The sequence below is a fragment of the Peribacillus sp. NPDC094092 genome, assembly GCF_050279365.1.
Taxonomy (GTDB): Bacteria; Bacillota; Bacilli; order Bacillales; family DSM-1321; genus Peribacillus.
In genome coordinates this window covers 1719568-1741435 of the sequence record NZ_JBNNUC010000001.1, presented here as the reverse complement: position 1 = coordinate 1741435, position 21868 = coordinate 1719568, and the positions used below count along the sequence as shown (strand labels likewise).

20 protein-coding genes are annotated in these 21868 nt (G+C 38.2%); 13 read left to right on the top strand and 7 right to left on the bottom strand.

The window, feature by feature from the left end; genetic code table 11:
- The first annotated feature begins 229 nt into the window (after positions 1 to 229).
- From ACQKNS_RS08325 to ACQKNS_RS08275, 11 genes are all read left to right on the top strand, one after another.
- Positions 230 to 1567, top strand: a complete 1338-nt coding sequence (locus ACQKNS_RS08325) for a nucleotide sugar dehydrogenase (RefSeq protein WP_427641995.1) — start codon at positions 230 to 232, stop codon at positions 1565 to 1567.
- Positions 1568 to 1624: 57 nt separating this feature from the next.
- Entirely contained in the window at positions 1625 to 2368 is a 744-nt protein-coding gene (locus tag ACQKNS_RS08320) for a YveK family protein (protein ID WP_427641994.1), read from the top strand.
- Entirely contained in the window at positions 2346 to 3053 is a 708-nt protein-coding gene (locus ACQKNS_RS08315) for a CpsD/CapB family tyrosine-protein kinase (protein WP_427641993.1), read from the top strand. Before ACQKNS_RS08320 ends, ACQKNS_RS08315 begins: the two co-directional genes overlap by 23 nt.
- A 62-nt stretch (positions 3054 to 3115) precedes the next feature.
- Positions 3116 to 3847, top strand: a complete 732-nt coding sequence (locus tag ACQKNS_RS08310) for a tyrosine-protein phosphatase (protein ID WP_427641992.1) — start codon at positions 3116 to 3118, stop codon at positions 3845 to 3847.
- A 26-nt stretch (positions 3848 to 3873) separates the two neighbouring features.
- Positions 3874 to 5685 (top strand): polysaccharide biosynthesis protein, encoded by a 1812-nt coding sequence (locus ACQKNS_RS08305; protein ID WP_427641991.1) that lies wholly within the window; start codon positions 3874 to 3876, stop codon positions 5683 to 5685.
- 253 nt (positions 5686 to 5938) lie between these two features.
- Positions 5939 to 6523 (top strand): sugar transferase, encoded by a 585-nt coding sequence (locus ACQKNS_RS08300; RefSeq protein ID WP_427641990.1) that lies wholly within the window; start codon positions 5939 to 5941, stop codon positions 6521 to 6523.
- 134 nt (positions 6524 to 6657) lie between these two features.
- Complete coding sequence (locus tag ACQKNS_RS08295; protein WP_427641989.1) at positions 6658 to 7281, top strand: acetyltransferase; 624 nt, start codon at positions 6658 to 6660, stop codon at positions 7279 to 7281.
- A gap of 12 nt (positions 7282 to 7293) precedes the next feature.
- Positions 7294 to 8454 carry a DegT/DnrJ/EryC1/StrS family aminotransferase gene (locus ACQKNS_RS08290; protein ID WP_427641988.1) on the top strand — a complete coding sequence of 387 codons (1161 nt, stop codon included), beginning with the start codon at positions 7294 to 7296 and terminating at the stop codon, positions 8452 to 8454.
- A 126-nt stretch (positions 8455 to 8580) separates the two neighbouring features.
- Positions 8581 to 8754, top strand: coding sequence for a hypothetical protein (locus ACQKNS_RS08285; protein ID WP_427641987.1), 174 nt, complete (start codon positions 8581 to 8583; stop codon positions 8752 to 8754).
- A 56-nt stretch (positions 8755 to 8810) separates the two neighbouring features.
- Complete coding sequence (locus tag ACQKNS_RS08280; protein WP_427641986.1) at positions 8811 to 9014, top strand: hypothetical protein; 204 nt, start codon at positions 8811 to 8813, stop codon at positions 9012 to 9014.
- A 768-nt stretch (positions 9015 to 9782) separates the two neighbouring features.
- Entirely contained in the window at positions 9783 to 11084 is a 1302-nt protein-coding gene (locus ACQKNS_RS08275) for a helix-turn-helix domain-containing protein (RefSeq protein ID WP_427641985.1), read from the top strand.
- A gap of 597 nt (positions 11085 to 11681) precedes the next feature.
- On the opposite strand, the gene ACQKNS_RS08270 is transcribed toward ACQKNS_RS08275, so the two are convergent.
- The 3 genes from ACQKNS_RS08270 to ACQKNS_RS08260 form a co-directional block, all read right to left on the bottom strand.
- Positions 11682 to 12917: a CynX/NimT family MFS transporter gene (locus ACQKNS_RS08270; RefSeq protein WP_427641984.1), complete on the bottom strand. Its 1236-nt coding sequence runs from the start codon at positions 12915 to 12917 to the stop codon at positions 11682 to 11684.
- Between the two features lie 14 nt (positions 12918 to 12931).
- Complete coding sequence (locus tag ACQKNS_RS08265) at positions 12932 to 13609, bottom strand: FadR/GntR family transcriptional regulator (protein WP_427641983.1); 678 nt, start codon at positions 13607 to 13609, stop codon at positions 12932 to 12934.
- Positions 13610 to 13925: 316 nt separating this feature from the next.
- Positions 13926 to 15269 carry an amino acid permease gene (locus ACQKNS_RS08260; protein WP_427641982.1) on the bottom strand — a complete coding sequence of 448 codons (1344 nt, stop codon included), beginning with the start codon at positions 15267 to 15269 and terminating at the stop codon, positions 13926 to 13928.
- Positions 15270 to 16086: 817 nt separating this feature from the next.
- Between ACQKNS_RS08260 and ACQKNS_RS08255 the strand changes: the two genes are divergently transcribed.
- Complete coding sequence (locus ACQKNS_RS08255; protein ID WP_427642175.1) at positions 16087 to 16614, top strand: dihydrofolate reductase family protein; 528 nt, start codon at positions 16087 to 16089, stop codon at positions 16612 to 16614.
- A gap of 277 nt (positions 16615 to 16891) precedes the next feature.
- Here the strand turns inward: ACQKNS_RS08255 and ACQKNS_RS08250 are convergent, their stop codons facing one another.
- The 4 genes from ACQKNS_RS08250 to galU all read right to left on the bottom strand — a co-directional run bounded on the left by ACQKNS_RS08250 (position 16892) and on the right by galU (position 20025).
- The gene (locus ACQKNS_RS08250; RefSeq protein WP_427641981.1) at positions 16892 to 17065 is read right to left on the bottom strand and encodes a hypothetical protein; all 174 of its coding nucleotides are present in this window, start codon (positions 17063 to 17065) and stop codon (positions 16892 to 16894) included.
- Between the two features lie 92 nt (positions 17066 to 17157).
- The gene (locus ACQKNS_RS08245; RefSeq protein WP_427641980.1) at positions 17158 to 18552 is read right to left on the bottom strand and encodes a cytochrome P450; all 1395 of its coding nucleotides are present in this window, start codon (positions 18550 to 18552) and stop codon (positions 17158 to 17160) included.
- 195 nt (positions 18553 to 18747) lie between these two features.
- On the bottom strand, positions 18748 to 18888 hold the full coding sequence (locus ACQKNS_RS08240) for a bacitracin ABC transporter ATP-binding protein (RefSeq protein WP_427641979.1): 141 nt from the start codon (positions 18886 to 18888) through the stop codon (positions 18748 to 18750).
- Between the two features lie 276 nt (positions 18889 to 19164).
- A complete protein-coding gene (galU, locus tag ACQKNS_RS08235; protein ID WP_427641978.1) occupies positions 19165 to 20025 on the bottom strand; it encodes a UTP--glucose-1-phosphate uridylyltransferase GalU in 861 nt (286 codons plus the stop codon).
- A 168-nt stretch (positions 20026 to 20193) separates the two neighbouring features.
- Between galU and ACQKNS_RS08230 the strand changes: the two genes are divergently transcribed.
- On the top strand, positions 20194 to 21867 hold the full coding sequence (locus tag ACQKNS_RS08230) for a DUF6044 family protein (protein WP_427641977.1): 1674 nt from the start codon (positions 20194 to 20196) through the stop codon (positions 21865 to 21867).
- Position 21868: the final 1 nt, after the last annotated feature.

The window sequence follows — 21868 nt, the reverse complement described above, 5'->3', positions numbered from 1 at the left end:
TAATTTATTAATGCTAACGAAAAATAATGGAACAAACAAAGCGGATGTTCAAATTCCAGTAAGTGAATCGACCATAAATATGAATTTCTGGGTTTTTGTGACTTAGATCAATAGTTTTGAAAGATTGCTAGTTTATCTTGTGTATTGACATGTCCGGTGAATTTACATTATGGCTTGTTAGTTTTAAATACCGTTATGTTTTTTATAAGTGGAATGGAGGAGTTGAATCATGATAACAGCGGTAAATCAAGAAAGAGCTCAATACTCGCTGCAATCTGCTCTGCAAAGAGAATTAAAGAACAAGACGGCTAAAGTCGGAGTGATTGGATTGGGGTATGTTGGACTCCCGACAGCTTGTCATTATGCATCTAAAGGTTATAAGGTGACCGGATTCGATGTTTCAGTGACAAAGGTGGAAAGTTTAAAGTGCGGAATCAATTATATCAATGATGTAGATAATGACGTGCTTACCGAATTGATTAACAAAAAGCGATTTACCGCGACGACCGATATGAAGCAGCTTGGAGAGATGCATGTCCTTTTAATTTGTGTTCCTACCCCAGTTAATAAGTTGAAGGATCCCGATATCTCGTATGTGAGGGATGTAGGGAGGATTGTGGCTGAACATGTGAATGAGGGTACAATGGTTATTTTGGAAAGTACAACATATCCAGGAACGACAGAAGAATATATCTGTACACCATTAACAGAAAGGGGGTATGTGATTGGGGAAAATCTTTTTGTAGCCTATTCCCCGGAAAGAATAGATCCAGGAAATAAAAAGTTTAATTTAAGCAACACGCCGAAGATCGTCGGGGGGATGACGGAAACCTGTACAGATCTAGCGTGCATGTTTATCGGACCGACAGCCCATCGTGTTAATGGGATTCGTGTTGCAGAATTAAGCAAAATCTTTGAGAACACTTTTCGATGGATTAACATGGCTTTGGTCAATGAATTGACGGTTCTATGCAATGAACTGGAAATTGATATATGGGAAACGATCAATGCGGCTTCCTCAAAGCCATACGGGTTCATGAAATTCACCCCAGGCATTGGTGTCGGGGGGCATTGCATACCTGTCGATCCATACTATTTGCTCTATAAAGCAAAAGAATTCGGTCACCGGACAAAAATGATTGAATTGGCTGGGGATATTAATGACGGAATGGTTCACTATTCTTATACGCGCATACTTGAACTGCTTGCAGCCAATGACAAGCTCATGAAACACTCCCATATTGTGGTTTTGGGTGCAACTTACAAAAGTGATATTGGCGATTTAAGGGAAAGTCCTGTCATCCGCTTACTTGAACGATTACAAAACAAGGTCCAGAATCTAACCGTCATCGAACCTTACGCAAAAGATATCCAAATCAATGAACAGATTCTGCCGGTGGAAAAATATGATGCTGACATTCTTCAAAAAGCCGATTTAGTTGTCATTGGAACACCTCACAATTGTTTTGACTGGAAAAGTGTCCATGATAATGCTTCATTAATATTCGATTCCAAGAATGTAATGGAGGAAAATGGACTGCTTTCTGATAAGGTCGCAAAATTATAGGAACAGAAAAAGAAAAGGATAAACGGAAAGTATTTTAGTTGGATTGGAGTTGATTGAATGAGGGAGACACTCAATATAAAAGATCTCTTTCAAATGGTAAAAAAACGCATCGTTCTCATCATTATCATCACAACCCTTATAACGGCAATGACGGGAGTCGTTAGTTTTCTCATTCTTTCACCTGTTTACCAAGCTTCTACACAAATCTTAGTCAATCAATCCAAAGAAAAGTCAGAACTTTACAATGTAGGTGAGATTCAAACCAATATTCAATTGATTGAAACGTACAGCGAGATCATAAAAAGTCCGATGATGTTAGAAAAAGTCAAAGAACGACTGAATCTTGATATTTCAAATTCGGCATTGTCGGAACAAATCAAAATCGTCAGTAATGGGAATTCACAAATATTCACCATTAAGGTTGAGGGTGCTGACCCTGAATTTGCCGTTAATGTCGCCAGCGCAATAACAGACATATTCCAAGTTGAAATAAAAGCGCTTATGAATGTGGACAATGTCAATATCTTATCGAAAGCGACTATAGGAGATAATTCATCACCCATAAAACCGAATCCGATCTCGAATACGATCATTGCATGTTTTGCAGGATTGATCATAAGTTTAGTTCTTACATTCATGATTGAATTTTTCGACAAAACAATCAAAGTTGAGTCTGATATTGAAGAACATTTAAAAATCCCGATGCTAGGCATCGTTAATTTAGTGGAAGATAAAAAAAAAAACGGAAGTTTTAAATCTGTAATCACAACCTCAAGAGGTGAAAAGCTTGACACGCAATAAACGACATAAAATGACGGAGATTAAAAAAAGAAGCAGTATTTCTATGTTAAAATCGAAGTCACCGGTTGTGGAGCAATATAGGACAATTCGAACGAACCTTCAATTTTCCGCTGTGGAAAAAGACATTCGGTCGATGATCTTCACTTCTGCAAATGCGGGTGAAGGAAAATCGACCACTTCAATCAATGTCGCAGCAGTATTTGCTCAGCAAGGGAAACGCATTCTCATCATAGATGCGGATTTGAGAAAGCCGAGTGTTCATACTAACTTTAACATGGAGAACTACTTGGGGTTAACGAATATCATATCAAAGCAAAATCAATTACTTGATGCTGTACAACCTTCCATTTATCCCAATTTGGATGTCTTGACAAGTGGGCCCATCCCGCCAAATCCATCGGAGTTGCTTGGGTCAAACGGAATGGTGACAGTGTTGGATGATGCAAAACTGAATTATGATTTAGTAATTCTGGACACACCTCCTGTTAATGCAGTTACAGATGCTCAAGTACTAGCGAATATGACAGACGGCGTTGTTTTAGTGGTCAGCAGCGGAAGAACGGAAATACAGCAAGCAAAAAAAGCGAAGGAATTACTTGAAAATGCAAATGCAAAGCTTCTGGGCGCAATCTTAAATAAGAAAAAACAAAAGCATCCAGACGAATATTACTACTATGGTAGATAAAAATATATAGTTTGGAAGTTTTATGAATTTAGCATTCGCGGTTAGCCAAAGAGGGGATAACAATGATTGATATTCATAGTCATATCTTACCGAAGATGGATGACGGTGCTGGAAATATCCAGGAAAGCATAGAAATGGCGAGAAAAGCTGTAGATCAAGGGATTTCCAACATAATAGCAACCCCTCATTATAATAAGGGGATCTATGAAAATGATAAGGAAAAAGTCGTGAAAGAAACTGCAAAACTAAACCTCGTGCTAGATGATCTGGAAATCCCGCTAAAAGTATGGCCAGGGCAGGAAATAAGGATATCCGATGAACTTTCAGATGATTATGATAATAATGAAATCATGGGCTTGAATGGTTCCCAGTACATCCTTCTCGAATTACCTTCAAACCATGTGCCAAGGTATACGGAACGATTAATTTATGATCTGCAAATGAAAAGGATGACACCGATCATCGCTCATCCAGAGAGGAATTTGGAAATAATAAAAAATCCGCAACTTTTAAAAGAATTAATTTGGAAGGGGGCGTATTCACAAATAACAGCAGGGAGCATCACGGGTAAATTCGGCTGGAGAACAAAAAGGTTTTCCAAATATTTAGTTCACTCAGGTCTTACTCATTTTATAGCATCTGATGCTCATAATGGTGGAAAAAGAGGTTTTCAGATCAGGGAAGCACATAAGTTGATTGAAAAGAATTTCGGACAAGAAATGGTCGACGCCTTTAATGAAAATGCCGAGAATGTATTGTACGGGTTGAAAGTAAAGGAACTCTTGTGTGACTAAAAATATTTATATGGGGAGAAGTAGATTTGACATATTATAACCGGCTTTTCACATTAGTCTTACTGGATGCCATGATTGTTGTGACAGCTGTATTTTTAAGTTATTGGTTATTACATCCATATGATGAACTTCCTGCATTTACGCTGACGGGTATGCTTATTTTGCTTTTGTGTCATTATTTCTTTACTGCTTATTTGAAACAATATAAAAAGGCTTGGGAATACGCAAGTATCAGGGAAATGTTCAATATATTTAAAGTGACGGCCTTTTCTATGACCGTTACAACCGTCTTTCAGCTATACTTTACCCATTTTCTTTATATTAGGGAACTATTCATTACTTGGATACTGTATATGGCCATGATTGGGTGCTCACGTTTGGCATGGAGAATCTACTTTGAACGATACATGAAGCAATCACCAAATAAAAAAAGAACGTTGATCGTAGGTGCTGGATCTGCCGGGACGATGATAACGAGTCAGTTGTTAAAATCCAGCAATATAGAATTAGTCCCAGTTGCATTCGTAGATGATGATAAAACGAAACTAAGTTTAGAAATCTTCAATATACCAGTGGTAGCAGCAACAAAACATATTTCTCAAGTGGTCGAGCAATACAAGATTGAACATATCGTGATTGCGATTCCTTCTTTGAAAAGAGGAGAAATAAATGCCATTTTTTCGGAATGCACCAAAACGTGCGTAAAGACTCAAATTGTACCTAGCCTGGAAGCGATTGTTCAAGGTAAGGTTCCAATTAATGAATTGCAGGATATCCAGATGGAAGACCTATTGGGTCGCTTACCCGTTCAACTTGATGATAAAGGGATTATAGAAAAGATTGTTGATGGCACTATTTTAGTAACAGGTGCAGGCGGTTCAATTGGATCAGAAATCTGTCGTCAGATCATGAAGTATAATCCAGCTAAAATTGTATTGCTTGGACATGGTGAAAACAGCATTTATGCGATCGAATTGGAATTGCGGGAGGCTTATGCAGACACTATTGAAATCGTGACCGAAATTGCAGACATCCAGGACCGCAGGAGGATGTTTCAGGTAATTGAACATCATCAACCAAATATAGTCTATCATGCAGCGGCCCATAAACATGTACCGCTTATGGAGTCAAACCCAAAAGAAGCAGTGAAAAATAACATGATAGGCACGATGAACGTTGCGGAGGCATCGGAGGCCGGCTTGGTGAATATTTTTGTCATGGTTTCGTCAGATAAAGCCGTAAATCCGACAAGTATAATGGGTGCCTCTAAATGTTTAGCAGAGATGATGATCCAGTATAAGAGTTTGTCGAGTCATACTAAATTTGTAACGGTCCGATTTGGAAATGTCCTTGGCAGTAACGGCAGCGTCATCCCACTCTTTAAAAAACAAATAAAGAAAGGGGGACCTTTGACAGTCACCCATCCGGATATGACTCGCTATTTCATGACGATTCCGGAAGCTTCGAGATTAGTCATTCAGGCAGGAGTACTGGCCAAGGGCGGAGAGGTATTCGTACTTGATATGGGCGAACCTGTAAAAATTATCGATTTCGCTAAAAAGCTTATCCAACTGTCAGGTTACAACGTTGAAGACATTGGGATAACCTATACTGGAATTCGGCCAGGAGAAAAATTATACGAGGAATTGCTTGGGGAAGATGAAGTTTACTTAAATCAGGTCTATCCGAAAATCCATATAGGAAAACCGAAAGATGTGAATTGGAATGCAATAAAAGATATTATCGCAACATATGATGTCTTGAGCGAAGAAACATTAAAAGATAGAATGTTGAATTTAGCAAATTATAGGAAGAATAACAAAGTTCCCATATCATGATAATGATTCATATCCGGGTGATGGCAATCACCAGAAAAGGGGAAAGCAAGTGTTACTGATTCAGGCAAAATTGATATTTTGCGTTGTTTCGAGGAAATGAAATTCGCAATATATTAACCTTTTCGAATGTGTTAAAGAGAAGGAAGAATAAAAAGATGCTATTTGCAATTAATTACTGGAATTCCATATATCGTACTATAGAATTCCTTCGTTTCCTTGATAACGATACACAATGATGATTTGGGAGGAAAAAATGAAACGGACTTTTGAATTAATGATATCTTGTCTGGCGCTCATATCCAGTTCACTTCTTTTGCTGCTCATCGTCATCCTCATCCGTTTGAAATTAGGTTCACCTGTCATTTTTAAGCAGGAGCGCCCAGGCCTTAATGGCAAACCATTTTATCTGTATAAGTTTAGAACGATGACGGATGAAAAAGATGAAAATGGGGATTTGGTTCCTGATGAGAAGAGATTGACCGATTTTGGGAAATTACTTAGAAAATTAAGTTTAGATGAATTGCCTCAATTATTCAATGTCTTGAAAGGTGATGTGAGTTTTGTAGGCCCACGGCCATTATTAATGGAATATCTCCCATTATATACTCCCGAACAAGCTAGGAGGCATGATGTCCGTCCAGGAATGACGGGTTGGGCCCAAGTGAATGGACGCAATGCTATCTCGTGGGAGAAAAAATTTGAGCTTGATGTCTGGTACGTAGAAAATCAATCCTTTTTACTGGATATGAAGATCATATACCTTACCTTGATTAAGGTATGTAAACAAGAAGCCATTACCCAAGAAGGACATGTAACAACCCGAAAATTTGTTGGATGATAGGATGAATGATATTTATTGAGGATTTACCAAAACTCAAATGAAATTGAATCTGGAGGAAACAGGTAGAAACTCTCCAGGCTCTGAAGATCTTAAGGAAACTTCAAATTTGATGATGTGAGAAGTGATTTTAATTGAAGAAAATCATAATAATCGGTGCGGGCGGGCACTCAAAAGTTGTTCAAGATATTGTTGAAGCAATGGGTGAATATCGGCTCATGGCTATTTTAGATGATCAATACGAAGTGCTGAAAAGAAAAGGAAATGTATATTTTGGCCCCATCTTAAGCTATAGAAGATTGTTTATTCATTTTGAATGTAAGGTAATTATTGCGATAGGCAGGAACGATCGAAGATTAAAAATCGTAAACGAGCTGAATTTGGATGTAATGGATTATGAGACAGTCATTCACCCCACAGCTGTAGTGGGTAAAAATGTCTCGATAGGTAAAGGAACGGTCATTATGCCTAATGCCGTCTTGAACGCTGGCGCGAGGGTGGGGAATCACGTCATTGTCAATACGTCTGCAGTCATTGAGCATGATACCCATCTTGATGACTTTATCCATATAGCACCAAGTGCAACACTGACAGGAGCGGTCAAGATTGGGACTGGTACCTTTATGGGAGCTGGATCTACGGCCATACCAAACACAACGATAGGGGAATGGTGTACGGTTGGAGCCGGGTCAACCGTCATTAAGGACATTCCTGATGCATCAACCGCTGTGGGTTCCCCAGCTAGGATAATAAAATAAGGAGTGTGTGGGATGGAGAATAAAAGATTGTATCTTTCGCCTCCTCATATGAGTGGGAAGGAACAAATGTACATTAGCCAAGCATTCGAGACAAATTGGATAGCACCACTTGGGCCGAACGTAAAAGCTTTGGAAGTGGAATTTGCCAAATATGCAGGCACTAAGGGGGCATTGGCAGTAAGTTCAGGAACTGCGGCCATCCATTTGGCATTGCAAGTCTTGGGAGTCACCAATGGTGATACCGTATTCTGTTCTTCATTAACTTTCATAGCAACTGCAAATCCTATCATCTATCAAGGGGCGAGGCCTGTTTTTATTGATTCCGAATCTGATACATGGAATATGTCACCTAAGGCATTGGAACTGGCTTTGGAATATGGTAGGAAAAAGGGGGAAATTCCAAAAGCCGTCATTTTGGTCCATCTATTCGGACAGAGTGCAAAGGTGGATGAGATCAAGAGCATTTGCGGGAAATATAAGGTTGCATTAATAGAGGATGCGGCAGAATCCCTTGGCGGCACTTACAAGGGGAAGCAAACAGGAGCTTTTGGTGACATGGGGATTTACTCGTTTAATGGAAATAAAATCATAACAACTTCCGGTGGGGGCATGCTGGTTTCAAATAACGAGGAATATTTACATAGGGCTCTCTTTCTATCTACACAAGCACGTGATCCAGCACTTCACTATCAGCATAGCTCGATAGGATATAACTATCGTTTAAGCAATATTCTAGCTGGAATCGGTCGCGCCCAACTAGAAGTATTGGATGACCGTGTAAAAGTTCGGAGAGAAATTTTTGAAAGGTATAAAAAATCGTTGGGAAACATACCTGGCATTACCTTCATGCCTGAGTTAAAAGATACGGAGGGGAATCGCTGGCTTACAGCATTGACAATAGACGATAAAATCAATGGAGTACGATGCATTGACGTGATTAATGCGTTAGAAGCAGGAAATATTGAGTCCAGACCAGTATGGAAACCATTACATTTACAGCCTGTTTTTAAAAATGGAGCATTTTTTACAGAAAGCGGCGATAAAAGCATTTCAAGTAGGTTATTCGAACAAGGTTTATGTTTGCCGTCCGGTTCGGGCATGACATTTGAAGATCAAGAGCGGGTCGTTGCAATTGTAAAGGAAGTACTTGAACCGTCCAAAATAGCCCGATGATCCTTTCACCGTGTGATGCGAGTTAATTCATTAAGGGAACTGTCTCATGCTGTTACATTGAGCAGAGGAACAAATGGACCCATTAAAAGTAACCTTCCTTACAATGAAAAGGAGGCAAACCAAAATATGAGAATGGCGTTTAAACAGATTTATCAAGATATCGACAATCTAGTATGTTTATCCAATAAACGAAATGGTTTGAATTTCAGAGAGATTGAGCTTACAAGAAAAAGACTAGTTGAAAATATAAAAGCGATAGAGCTGCATACCATCATTTATGATAAGGAAGACCCTGGATGATAATCTCTTGAACATCCTGGAAGCCTTATTAATCTACATTAGAAATGAGCGTGCTTATGAAGATAGGTGATAAAGTGATTTATAAATCAAGAGAATATAAAATTATTTACATCTATAGAAATGATGTAAAAGTCGAGCTTCTTTCCTTTGATGCTAAGCATGAGAAATACGAATTAGCACATATATCCCATTTGATAAAGACAGATACCGCTTATGTAGAGAATCCCAAAAGGGATCCCATTATGGAAATTGATGAGTAACGGTTGTTGAATAGAATGATTTGACACACCCGCCTGGAGGTTGGTCAGGCTGTGGAGAAATTCCAGACAGTCTTTTTCTTTCGTTTGTTTTTATTTATTCACCGTGATCAATTAAAAAGTAGGCACTGCATTCTTTTAAAGTGTGCTCTCTTCAGATCCTCTATAAATTATGAGGTGTTTTTTTGTCATGAACAAATGAAAGCTTTAAAGAAAACCATTATTGCTTAACGATTGATCTTCCGAAAGGAATTGTTTCTAAAATGAAATGCTTCATTGCTAATTTGGGGCTTATTACTAACTACATTAATCGTTTTAAACCTTACAACTATACAAAGCTTGTTGATAGTATTTGATGTCATCAAAAATAAGTTTCAAAAAATGATTCCCTTGTACCACATATGAAACGTAAATGGAATGAAATTATGGTAAATTCGGGTAGTAAGTAGTGTGCGTTTTCTGTTATTTTTAAAAAAAAGTGTGTGAAAATTATAAATGTTAGGCATTAATGCTCAACGTGTATATTAATCGTTTTATAAGAAGATTTGAAAATCAATAAATTTTAAAGGTGATTGTATGAATCGATTTAATGATCGTTATTCAAAACTGCTGTATCATTTATTTTATGAAGATAACTGGTGCAGTTTAACAGAACTATCAAAAAAAACAGGTTATTCGAAAAGCACATTATGGCGGGATATATTACATATGAGTTCAAATCTCCCGCCTCAATGGAAAATCGAAAAGAATGAAGTCCAGGGTGTAAGATTAATGAAACCTAAACACGGCACTCTGGAAGAACTTTGGTTTCATCTGAAAAGTGAAAATACCTATTTTCAAACCTTGGAATTGATACTTTTTAACAATGGAGTGACGATAAAGTATATTACTCAAAACGTGCATATCAGTCGCTCCACAGTATACCGACAGTTAGAGAAAATAGAAGAGGTATTAAAAAATGCCGAAGTTCAATTATCAAATAGTCCGTTTAAAATTATTGGTGATGAAAAAAAGGTAAGGCGATTCATCATGCAGTATGTAGAGTATATGTCAGGCAATTTAAGCGATTTTATTACATCTTTTAATCTTAAGGATTTTCAAGACACTCTACTGGAGTTATTGAAGGAACATGCAACATCTTTACACATGGGTGCCATTCAAAGATTAGCGATAATCCTGCATATCTCTAACATTCGAATAACCCACAATTGTTTTGTGACATTCCAAAAAGTTGTTATAGATGAAAATGAAACAACCAAAGCATTTGATATATCAAAGAAACTATTCAAATTCATGGTGAAATGTCCAAATAGGGAGAAACAGATACAGGAAATTTTATTTTTTTCCTTATATCTAATGAGCGAAGAAATGTCTTTAAATCGTACCCAAGAGCTTCGTTACATTCGTTCCAAACTTAATTCGGATAGCGGTAAGCCTTTAAGTCACTTTTTAAGTAATTTATCAACGAAGATTGGGTTGGATGTTTCCCAGGATGATATTTTCATGTACGAATTTGCGCAAACCCTTCGTGGGATATCGTTTGACTTTCAGCTAATAACGGATACAAGGATAAATAATATTTTACAATTCGTTCCTTATTTTGAAAACAATCTGTTATTCGGAATCATTGAAGAAATAGCACAATATATATCGGATGAATTTACTATTTCCTTCGAGAATATAGAAATATTGGAAATATTCATGTTGGTCCAAGCTTCAATTTTAAGAAAACAAAACCAAATGGTTATAGAGACTGCATTAATTTGTCGTTCATATGTAGAGAAAGATTATATTCGTGAGGTACTAAAACATCATTTCGGAAACAAGCTAAATATTTATGTAATGGACTTTTCCGATATAGATTCACTTTTCAGAAAAAATGGGTTTGATATCTTAATAACCACAGATTTAGGGCAGTTAATTAATATTGAACACATTCCTGTATATAAAGTCTCTTCGTTTCCAACTCCTTCAGAATTAAAAGAAATCAAGATGTTCACTCGAAAGAATTTCATAGATAGGTATGGTTTAAATCCTAATATTTTATATCCATTTGAAGAAGACATTGATTGAGACCAGTCTTAAGGCATTTATGAACTTTGTATTTTACCCCCCTGATAATAGCAGTAATATGCAGCTAATCAACTACCTCGTCATTAAGCCTGGGTCATTTCTTTTTTCAGAAGGTGAAACGCATTACTTATCTGACAGAGTTTAAGGTTGATAATTTACTAAAGATAAGGGAGCCCCGAAATGACCAAAGCGAGAACGCCATACATTCACTTCTCAATTTAAACCACAAATCATTCTCTTAAATTTAAAAACATGAAATGATGCCTTTTATAAACGATATCTAAAATCGGTTAGACTATAGTTAGCTGAGCAAAAAACATTGACCTGCTTCCGATTCCCGGTTTTTATAAGCTTCAAATGGAGGGAAACAGGCTGCTATAGTCGGATCGAAACGGGATTGCGTTATTTCCTTCATATTTATTTAGTTCACCCACAATGGTAATTTAGGATGAACAAAGGATGCCGGTGAAGGGGAGGGTAACTTTTCGGTAAGGAGTAACTTAGGGGGTTGGCAGTTCAAAAACTGTCGTACTGCCCATCAGTGGCTGCTAAGAAAATGACCCCGGTACGATACCGGGGCCATAGCCGTTAGACTTTTTATATCTTCTCAGAAACAGTCACATATTCATCATTTCCTGCACGCATTCCAACAATGAAAATAAGTGCAGATATTGCGGCCAACATCAATAAGGGAACTGTCCAGCTGTGTGTAATGTCATGAAGCAAGCCGAATAATACTGGTCCAATGGCTGCTAAGAGGTACCCGAATGATTGAGCCATTCCTGATAGTTCGGTCGCTTCATGGGTGCTTTGTGTTCGAAGACTAAAGAACATCATGGATAAACTGAATATGGTTCCGACTCCAATTCCGATCAACATCATGCATACTGGTATGAACAGAGTGCTGCCATATAATATGCCAAATATCCCTGCGATAAGGAAGACGACAGGCGGGATCACTAACAGACGCTGACTTTGTAGGCGACCAGCTAAAATTGGCACAAGGAATGTTATGGGAATGACGGCAAGCTGCATGATGGATAGCATCCAGCCAGCCTCATCAGCGTTCAGGCCTTTTTGCTCCAGGATTTCCGGCATCCAGGTAATTACTGTATAGAAAATAAACGATTGCAATCCCATGAAGAATGTCACCTGCCAGGCTAAACCGGAACGCCATAAGTTAATCTTTTTATCCTTTTGTTCTTTTTGTACATCCATACCTGACTTGAATGGCCGTCTTAATTGCGGCATCCATAAGAAAACTGTAATAAGTGATAAGATTCCCCAACATCCAAGGGCACCAGCCCATCCCAATCCTGATGAAGAAGCAAGGGGAATGCTGATTCCGGAACCTATTGCGCCACACAAATTCATGGAAACAGCATAGGTTCCTGTCATCAAACCGATATTCCTGGCAAAATTATGCTTAATCAGACTTGGTAACAATACATTGCCGATTGCAATGGCCAACCCGATTAAAATGGTCCCTATGAACAATGTCGGCACTCCGCCAACTGAGCGTACCCCAATCCCGATTGTTAATAATATCAAGGAAAGGAGAAGTGTAAGCTCCATTCCAAAACGCCGTGCAATCCTAGGTGCAAATGGTGATAATAAAGCGAAAGAAAGCAAAGGCAATGTCGTTAATGAACCTGATAATGTATTGGATATCCCCAGGTTATCACGGATCGAAGTGACAAGGGGGCCAACAGATGTTAAGGGAGCCCTCAGGTTTGCCCCAAGAAGAATGATTCCGATGATGAGTAGTCCAACCTTTGGTTTAATATCCATTTTTGTTTGCTCAAGTTGATTTGCCGCTTGATTAATGCCCATAATCTCCTCCTTACTTACTCTATAGATTTTTTGAATTGTGCAATGTATTCATTCACCGTTTCGATTGCCCGGTCCGGATTTTGTTCGATGATGGCATCTACAAGATTGCAATGAATGTTCAAATGAAAGTTCACATCAGAACTCATCTCCACTATCTGATGGATGGATTCATGCAGGGAGTGTTCCATATGTTCGTACAAATCAATCAATAAATCATTATGTGATGAAGCCATAATCGATTTATGTAATTGTATATCGGCTTCTTCGTAAGCCTTGATATCCTTTTCCCCGGCAGCTTTACTGCATGCTGATATATAAAACCGCAATCGTTCTATATCTACTTGATTACGTCTTAATGCCGCTAACTGGGCTCCCTCTCTTTCAAGGGCATGACGGACCTCTAACGTTTCTAATATACTTGACTGCTGGATCCTTCTTTCAAATGCAGCCCCCAATGCACTTGAGGACCTTACGAAAGTTCCTTTTCCTTGTTTCGTTACTAAAAGACCTGCATAAACAAGTGACCGTACAGCTTCTCTTAATGTATTTCTGCTTACATCGAATTGTTGGATCAAATCCATTTCAGGGGGGATTTGACTTCCAATTTTCCATTCACCTGATTCGATTAACGATTCGATTTGGTTAACGACTTGCTCTACAAGTGATAAGCGATTTGTTTTAGATATGGTCAATAAACACACCTCAAATTTGTAGGATGATTGGTTCATTGGTTATTTTAACATATGTATGTTGAAAATGGGGTATACGGAGAATTTTAAATCCCGATTTGTTTTCCTTTTATTCTTCAGAAAAAATTTCAGTTGATTTCAAAAATCCGCTCCCTTTCCGCCGACAGTCTGCCAAGCTCCTCGGCGCAAGCGCCTTTGGAGTATCGGCCAGCAGTTATTCGGCAGGGGTTATTGTTCCAGCACTAAAAAGACTGTAGGCAAACTCGACTTTCATCGAATATGCCTACAGTCATAAATACGCTATTAAAATTCAGGATCTTTATATAATATTTCTCTTTTTTTGTTTGACAATAAAAGAGAGAAGGATGAATATTGCTAACGTGACAAGACAAACTGTGGTCCCAATGATGTTTTGCTTATTAAAGATAAATGCCATAAAGATAATGCTTAAAGCAGTGATGGCTAATATGGTTGTATATGGGTGCCATTTTACCCGGAAACCTGGTTTACCACTGTATTGATTACGCAGCTTCAATTGCGCGGAACAAATGCTGATCCATAATAATAAAACTGTGAATCCAGGAATGGCCATAAGGTAGCTTAATATCAGGTCGGGTGTTAAATAGGATAAAAACACACCAGCCAATATACATAATGTAGTTAAAAATATACCATTAAGCGGGATACCCTTTTTGGTTGTTTTTAAAAATGCCTTAGGCGCTTCCCCATTCTGGGAAAGGGTGAACAATGTTCTTGAGGTAGCGTATATACCTGAATTTGCAGCTGATAAGACAGCGGTTAATAGAACGAAATTCATAATATCGGCTGCGCCGGGAAGACCCGATAAGCTGAAAACCTGAACGAAAGGACTTACTTCAGTGCTTACCTGGTTCCAAGGTATTACCCCACAAATAATAAGTATCGGCAAGACATAGAAAAGGATCACCCGCCATACCGTTCCTTTAATTATTTTTGGTATGACCCGCTGACTATCTTTTGTTTCCGTGACGGCTACACCAATTAATTCTGCGCCCCCATATGAAAACATTACCACTAAAAGTGCACTTAACATTCCGTCAATTCCTTGGGGGAAAAACCCACCATGGTCCGTGTAATTGGACAATGAAGCCGAACTAGGGAAAAGTCCCAGCAGGATCAAAGCTCCTAAAATAATGAAGGCAATTAAGGTTATTATTTTAATTCCTGCGAACCAAAATTCGAGTTCTCCATAGTATTTTACTTGAAACAAATTAATTCCTATAATTAATGAAGCGCAAAGTATGCTTAACAGCCATAATGGCACTGTAGGAAACCAATATTGTAAAAAACTGCCGGCAGCGACTATTTCTACAATGATTACGATAATCCAATTAAACCAATAGAGCCATCCGACTATGAAGGATAGTTGAAACCCAAAAGCTTTATTAATGAGATGTTGTACATTCAGATTAGGAAAAGCGGTTGCCATCTCTCCTAATGCGGCCATTACAATAAATAACAATAGCCCCCCTATTATATAAGCTATTACAACACTTGGACCTGCCATATTTAATGTATCGGAGCTCCCCTTAAAAATCCCTGTTCCTATCATTCCTGCTAAAGCAATGAACTGGACATGCCGCGGCAATAGGCCCTTTTTTAAATCTTGATGAGTCTTCTCCATTTTATTCATGCCTTTCATTCATTATTTTAATAAAATAGTCTATAAATAAAGATGAAAAGTTCTTCTGTTATTGAACGCTTTTCCGCACTAAAGTAACTATATTAATATATCATGAATCGGGAAAATGTCAATTTAGGCAGGGGAATGGAATAGAGTCCTAATCAGAAAAGAACGTGTAGTAATTATTATCAGAAATTATTTGGACCTTATAATGAATCATACGAAAAGCAAACTGATAGGTGATTTTTTTGGTGTGTGGATGCGTCACACATTGACCATGCTTATATGACAATGGACCAGTTGTTTTTAATTAAACAGATGATAAAAACGGAAAAGAGGCGTATGTTCAGCGATGATGATATGGTTTTGAAAGCAGCAATCATTATTGATAAGAATATTAGTAATTTCCGGATGATGTGGAAAATAATATATATACTTAGGTGTTGATCCTACCCAAATGGCTATTGCAATCCTTAGTACATATTATAACTGCTGCAAACCATTTAATTCAGGTGAAACAAAAGAAACACCTGCTCGGCGTTAGGAATTGCCGATAAGGTGCATTCTTGGGAAGATATGATTTATGACTGATAGTCGCCATTTATATAAATCTAAAAAAGTCCATTTTTTTTATCAATGGTATACCTTTTTCTGTTTCGACTAACGACGCAGGTTAGTAAAAGAAGGAGGAATTAAATTTAGTGGAGAATTAATCTTGTTAAGAATGGTACTTACCTAGAGGAAGTGTCAATGGAATTGCAGGATGGTTTATAAGGAGAATGATCAAGTTTAAGTTCCGAGGAGGATCAGTTGGTTGATGAAAAAACAGCGTAACATTATTTTTTACATTGGTACTTCAATTGATGGCTATATTGCAAATGATGATGGTACATTGGAGTGGTTAGAATCAACAGAAGTAGAAGGAGATTCCGGTTATCATTCACTTCTGGAGAGAATTGACACCGTTGTTATGGGCAAAGGAACTTATGATGTCATTCGTGGATTTGATATAACTTATCCTTACAGTGAGTATGAAAATTATGTATTTTCTAAATCTGTTAGTGGATCAGATGAATATGCTTCATTCATTGATGAAGATGTCAAAACTTTCATTAAAAATATAAAACAAAAGCCTGGTAAAGATATATGGTTAATTGGTGGAGGAAACTTAGCCCATGAATTTTTTAAAGAAAATTTAATTGATGAATTCCAACTAGCCATTGCACCTATTATTTTAGGGAAAGGAATCTCCCTTTATATGGGAGATGATATTACTTTAAAATACACATTAACCAAAGTGGAAAAAATAGGTCAACTTGCTATGCTTCATTATAAAAAAAAATAATTTTCCTCATCTTTCCTTTTTTAACTGCACTTTTTTACGAAAACCTTCGAAGTTTATATAACTAACGGTGAGCTTTAGTACAATAAGTGAATGAAGATAAATATAAGGAAGAGCACAGTTTAAAGAACTGTGCTCTTTTTAATGAATAAACTAGAATCACCGCAAAACTTGGTGCAATTTAACATTCATTTTTTTGAACGAATAAATAGTTTGGGATAGGAATCAGAACCCGTTACTTTCAAGGCCGGTTATCTTTAATTTAGGAAAAGCAACGGGGCTATCCGTTCTCATATAAAAAGAGGATAGGGGCAGGCTGTAGGTTTTCAGTTTCTTGTATCGGTTCAATTTCGCTTATGAATTCCAGATAACCGGTATATACCTGCGAGGCCATCCCTAAATATTGCAAATCGGTGTGGATGATTCCCTTCCGTGGTGAATGGAGCATATACATTTTTTCATTCCTCCTTTCTAAAAGAATAGACCGGCCTTTAATAGGAATTAAGCGAACCAAAATGAATGTTTATGAGATCATAACTTAATACTTCAAAAATTGGATGCTCCAGGTTCGAAGGCTTCTGCATCCCTTTCTTCTATCACCATGCGCAGTCCATTCTTTGGTCTGAGTGTAAGAGCAGGAAGAGGGGTTACTTCATGATGGTCAGGTGCAAGCTTTATCCTATATCGTTGGGCAATGCAGGCCAGGACAATCACCGCTTCCATCATGGCAAAATGATTGCCAATACATACCCGAGGACCTCCGCCAAATGGAAAGTAAGCGAACGTAGGCAGGCTTTTCATAAAGTTATTCTCAAATCGCTCAGGAATAAATGTTTCAGGTTGATCAAAATACGCTGGATTATGCTGCATCACATAAGAACTTATTAAAATCATATCGCCCTTTTTGAAGCGATATCCTCCTATTACGACATCCTCCGCCACATCACGGGATAAAATATACAGTGGCGGGTATACGCGAAGTGTTTCATGAATGATATTTTGAGTGTAATGTAATTTCATGAAATCTTCAGGCTTGGGTGTCCGGTTACCGATGATGCTATTTACTTCACTGAAAAGCTTGGCTTGAATTTCTGGATGTTTCGAAATTTCATACAGTGCCCAGGAAAGAGCTGTTGCTGTCGTTTCATGACCAGCAAGAAAAATAGTCATTAATTCATCTCGGACCTGATGGCTTGTCATCGTCAATCCATCTTCGGCATCACGGGCGTCCATCAGGATCCCAAGCATGTCTTGATGTTTTACTGGGTCGTTCTTTCGTTTTTCAATTATGCCGTAAATCACTTGATCAAGCCTTTGTATCGCTTTTTTAAATTCACGGTTGATTGCAGTCGGTACCCATAATGGCATACGGAAAATCTTTCTCATCCTTTTGACTGTTATTCTTAATGCAGTTTCCAGCGGTTTCCCAACAATTTCATATCCATCCTTGAATTCCATGCTGAACATGGTCTTGCTGATTATCCCGAGAGTGATGTTCATCATATCCTTCGTTATGATCCGTTCATCATCATGTTGCCAAGTTGATATAAAATCCATTGTGGTATCAATCATATCTTTTGCGTATTGGCTAATATGAGTCTTTTTAAAGGATGGTTGGATAAGCCTTCTCTGTCGCATATGAAAGTCTTTTTCGCTTGTAAGCAGGCCTTCACCGATAAGCGGTTTTAAAACATTGAAGTCCCTGGATTTGACGAAGGATTTTTGTTTTGTTACGAGTATTTGTTTTATTAAATCAGGATTTAAAATGTGGTATACATTTTGGAATGGACCTAAACGGAATTTAGCGACTTCCCCATATTCCTTGGTCAAACGGGTCAGAAAGCCAATGGGATCAGTTTGAAACTCCTTTGTATGTCCGGAAATCAGCCTTCCCTTTGGAACCTTCGGAGAAGTGCGAAAGACATCATCAGCTTGGCTCAATGCAGTTTTTCCCCTTTCTTAAAAAGAATTGCATGTAATTATTCTATGAGGATAAGCTAAATCGGTTTGGACAAGTTGTTAAAGAAAGGACAGATAATTCTATGGGGAAATTATAGTTTCATAAGTTAACAAAAAAAACCCTGGATGAATAGAGCCAGAGTCTTCCTTGAAAGCGTTGGATTAATGGTGTGGGGTTCAGGATCTTTCTTCATCGTCCCCATGCAGGAAACGATCATTTTTTTCAGTGATGGGCCCGCCAAATTGTGCATTGATTTCCTTAACCACTTGATCTAAAAAGTCATCGGATATTATTGGATTATTAGTTTTTTTGTGCATATGTTTTCAACAACCCTTTCTGGATATTGTCGTTAGGGACAATAATGAAAGATACGTTATCAACATAACCTCACTGGAAATAAATTATTCATTCTATGTCGAACATTTTACTTGCTTTTACATTTCACGGGAGCGTTTATAATAAACAGTTATATTTTGCTCAGAGAGTAGGTAAGGGGGTATATTAGTGGATCATTTTACAACCAAATGGGTGAATCCGATGCGGAAATAGCCCAATCACCTCTAGGTAATTGGGCGGGGGCTATATTCATTTCATTAAGGGAACAGCTGCCTTAAATAGGTTATTAGCCGATCACGAAGTTCAGGTCGTTTCAAGGCGAAATCTAATGAAGCGTGGAGGAAGCCGAATTTATCGCCAACGTCATATCGATTTCCTTCGATGATATAGGAGTATAAGGGTTCCTTTTCTAACAAAAGGTCTAAAGCTTCGGTAAGCTGGATTTCCCCCTTCCTATCGGGCTGAACGGTTTCAAGGATTTCAAAAATTGCAGGTGATAAAATATATCGGCCAATAATCGCCTGTGTGGATGGTGCATCCTCCACTTTTGGCTTTTCCACCAAGTTTTTTACCAGAAATAAATCCTCATATCGTTCTTGGAAATTTACGATTCCATACTTGGAGACATCGGCAGGTGACACCTCCTTGCATCCGATAATGCTCGTACGAACCTTGTTATACCGTTCCATTAACTGCTTCAAAGCTGGAACCTGGCTATCTACGATATCATCCCCTAATAGGACGGCAAAAGGTTCGTCCCCGATAAAAGTTTTGGCACATAAAACTGCATGCCCCAGACCTAAAGGTTCCTTTTGCCTTACATAATGGATATCCACCATGTTGGAAATGTTCTCCACGATCTTAAGCAGTTCATTTTGGCCTTTCATTTGCAGAAGCATTTCCAATTCAATTGATTTATCGAAATGATCTTCTATGGCACGTTTGTTTTTCCCCGTAACGATGATAATATCTGTAATCCCTGATTGTACCGCTTCCTCGATAATATATTGAATGGTCGGCTTATCGACGATCGGAAGCATTTCCTTTGGTTGAGCTTTCGTAGCAGGTAAAAATCGCGTTCCCAAACCGGCTGCTGGAATCACCGCTTTCTTTATCATAGCCCAGCCCCTTTTTATGGTTCTTTAATATGCTTTTTGTTCCACCCTTCATTTTATGTGGTCATTGGTTGACCTATTTCAAAATAGGTTAAAATAAATCCCTGAAATAGAATAGATTTCCCTATGAAGCAAATATTATGGATATATGAATTTGGTCAAGAGGTGTATATGTTGCCAATTGAAAATCAAGAGAGAGTTCAAGTCCTTTTTGCCTTACTCGCCATTGTTTTATATCTTTCTCCTTTATTCATCCTGGGGGAAAATGCGCATATTCGCGTACATGATAATTTGGATTCCAACCTTGCCTGGTATAAAGTCCTTTCAGAAAGCGGTGAGTTATTCGGTGCAATAGACGCGCAAATTCCCCAGATTATGAATGGGCTGCCCCGAAATGCTTTTGGCAGTGAGTTCAGTATTATCGTGTGGCTTCATTCATTTTTTCCGACAATGGTTGCATATGCAATAAGCCAGGCATTAACAAGGTTTATTGCATTCTTTGGTATGTATATCTTATTAAAAAAACATTTGGTTACAGGGAGCCGATCAGGTTGGATTAGGGTTGGAACATCCTTAGGCTTTGCCCTTACCCCATTTTGGCCATCGGGAATGCTCAGTACACTTGGGATGCCGCTTGCACTTTGGGCTTTTTTGAATATTCGCAGCAAGGATCATTCTTGGAAGAATTATTTGGTCCTAACACTTTTGCCGCTTTATTCAAGCATCGTGCTTGGCTTTTTCTTTTTCCTTGTTGCAATGGGGGTTCTTTGGCTAACGGATGTAATCAGGAGAAAAGGGTGGAATATAACGTTTCTTCTTTCAATCGTGTATATGACCGTCATTTTCGGACTGGTGGAGTACCGTTTGGTCGCTTCATTCATTTTTGATTCGGAGCCAAACAGCAGAGATGAATATTTTCACGCAAGGCTGCCCCTCGAGTGGGTCATTAAGCTCACATTCAAAAATTTCGTTCTTGGCCATACGCATGTCATGACTGTACATGCGCTTATCATCCTGCCGATTACCATTTTTGCGTTTTATCTTATTCTGACCAAAAAACTGTGGAGACAGGAAAAGGTATATGTTTTTTTATTTGGCTTGAATTTTATCCTCTCAGCGTGGTACGCATTTTGGTTTTATAAAGGCTGGCTTCCTTTAACGGAAAGAGTTCACACCCTGGATACCTTTAATTTTGCCAGATTTCACTTTTTAAGGCCGATGGTCATTTACATAGGGTTTGCCCTCGCGATAAAAATCATTTGGGAACACAGTGATTACGCTAAGAAAACCCTTTCTATATTCATCGCCGTTCAAATTATGATCTTAATGGGATTCAATGAAGAAATCACTCACAATAAGAAACCTTCTTTTAAAGAGTTCTATTCAGAAAGTCTTTTTCGGGAAATAAAAGATCATATTGATCTGCCGCAGGAAGAATATCGTGTTGCCAGCATTGGGCTGCATCCCGCAATTGCACAATTTAATGGATTTTACACGCTAGATAGCTATAACAATTTCTATCCGCTCACTTACAAACATCAATTTCGTCAAATAATTGAAAACGAATTGGCTAAGAATAAGAACATCAGAATCTACTTTGATGAATGGGGAGGACGTTGTTACCTATTTACCGATGAGCTTGGGAAGCATTATATGTTCAAGAAAAGCTCGAAGAAAGAGCTGAAAAATTTAGACCTCAATATGGAAGCATTTAAAGGGTTAGGTGGCAATTATATATTTTCTGCCATACCAATTAACAACGCGAAGGAAAATGGATTGGAACTGGATAGGATTTTCACGAAAAAAGGAAGCGTATGGAAAATTTATTTATACAGAGTCATGTGAA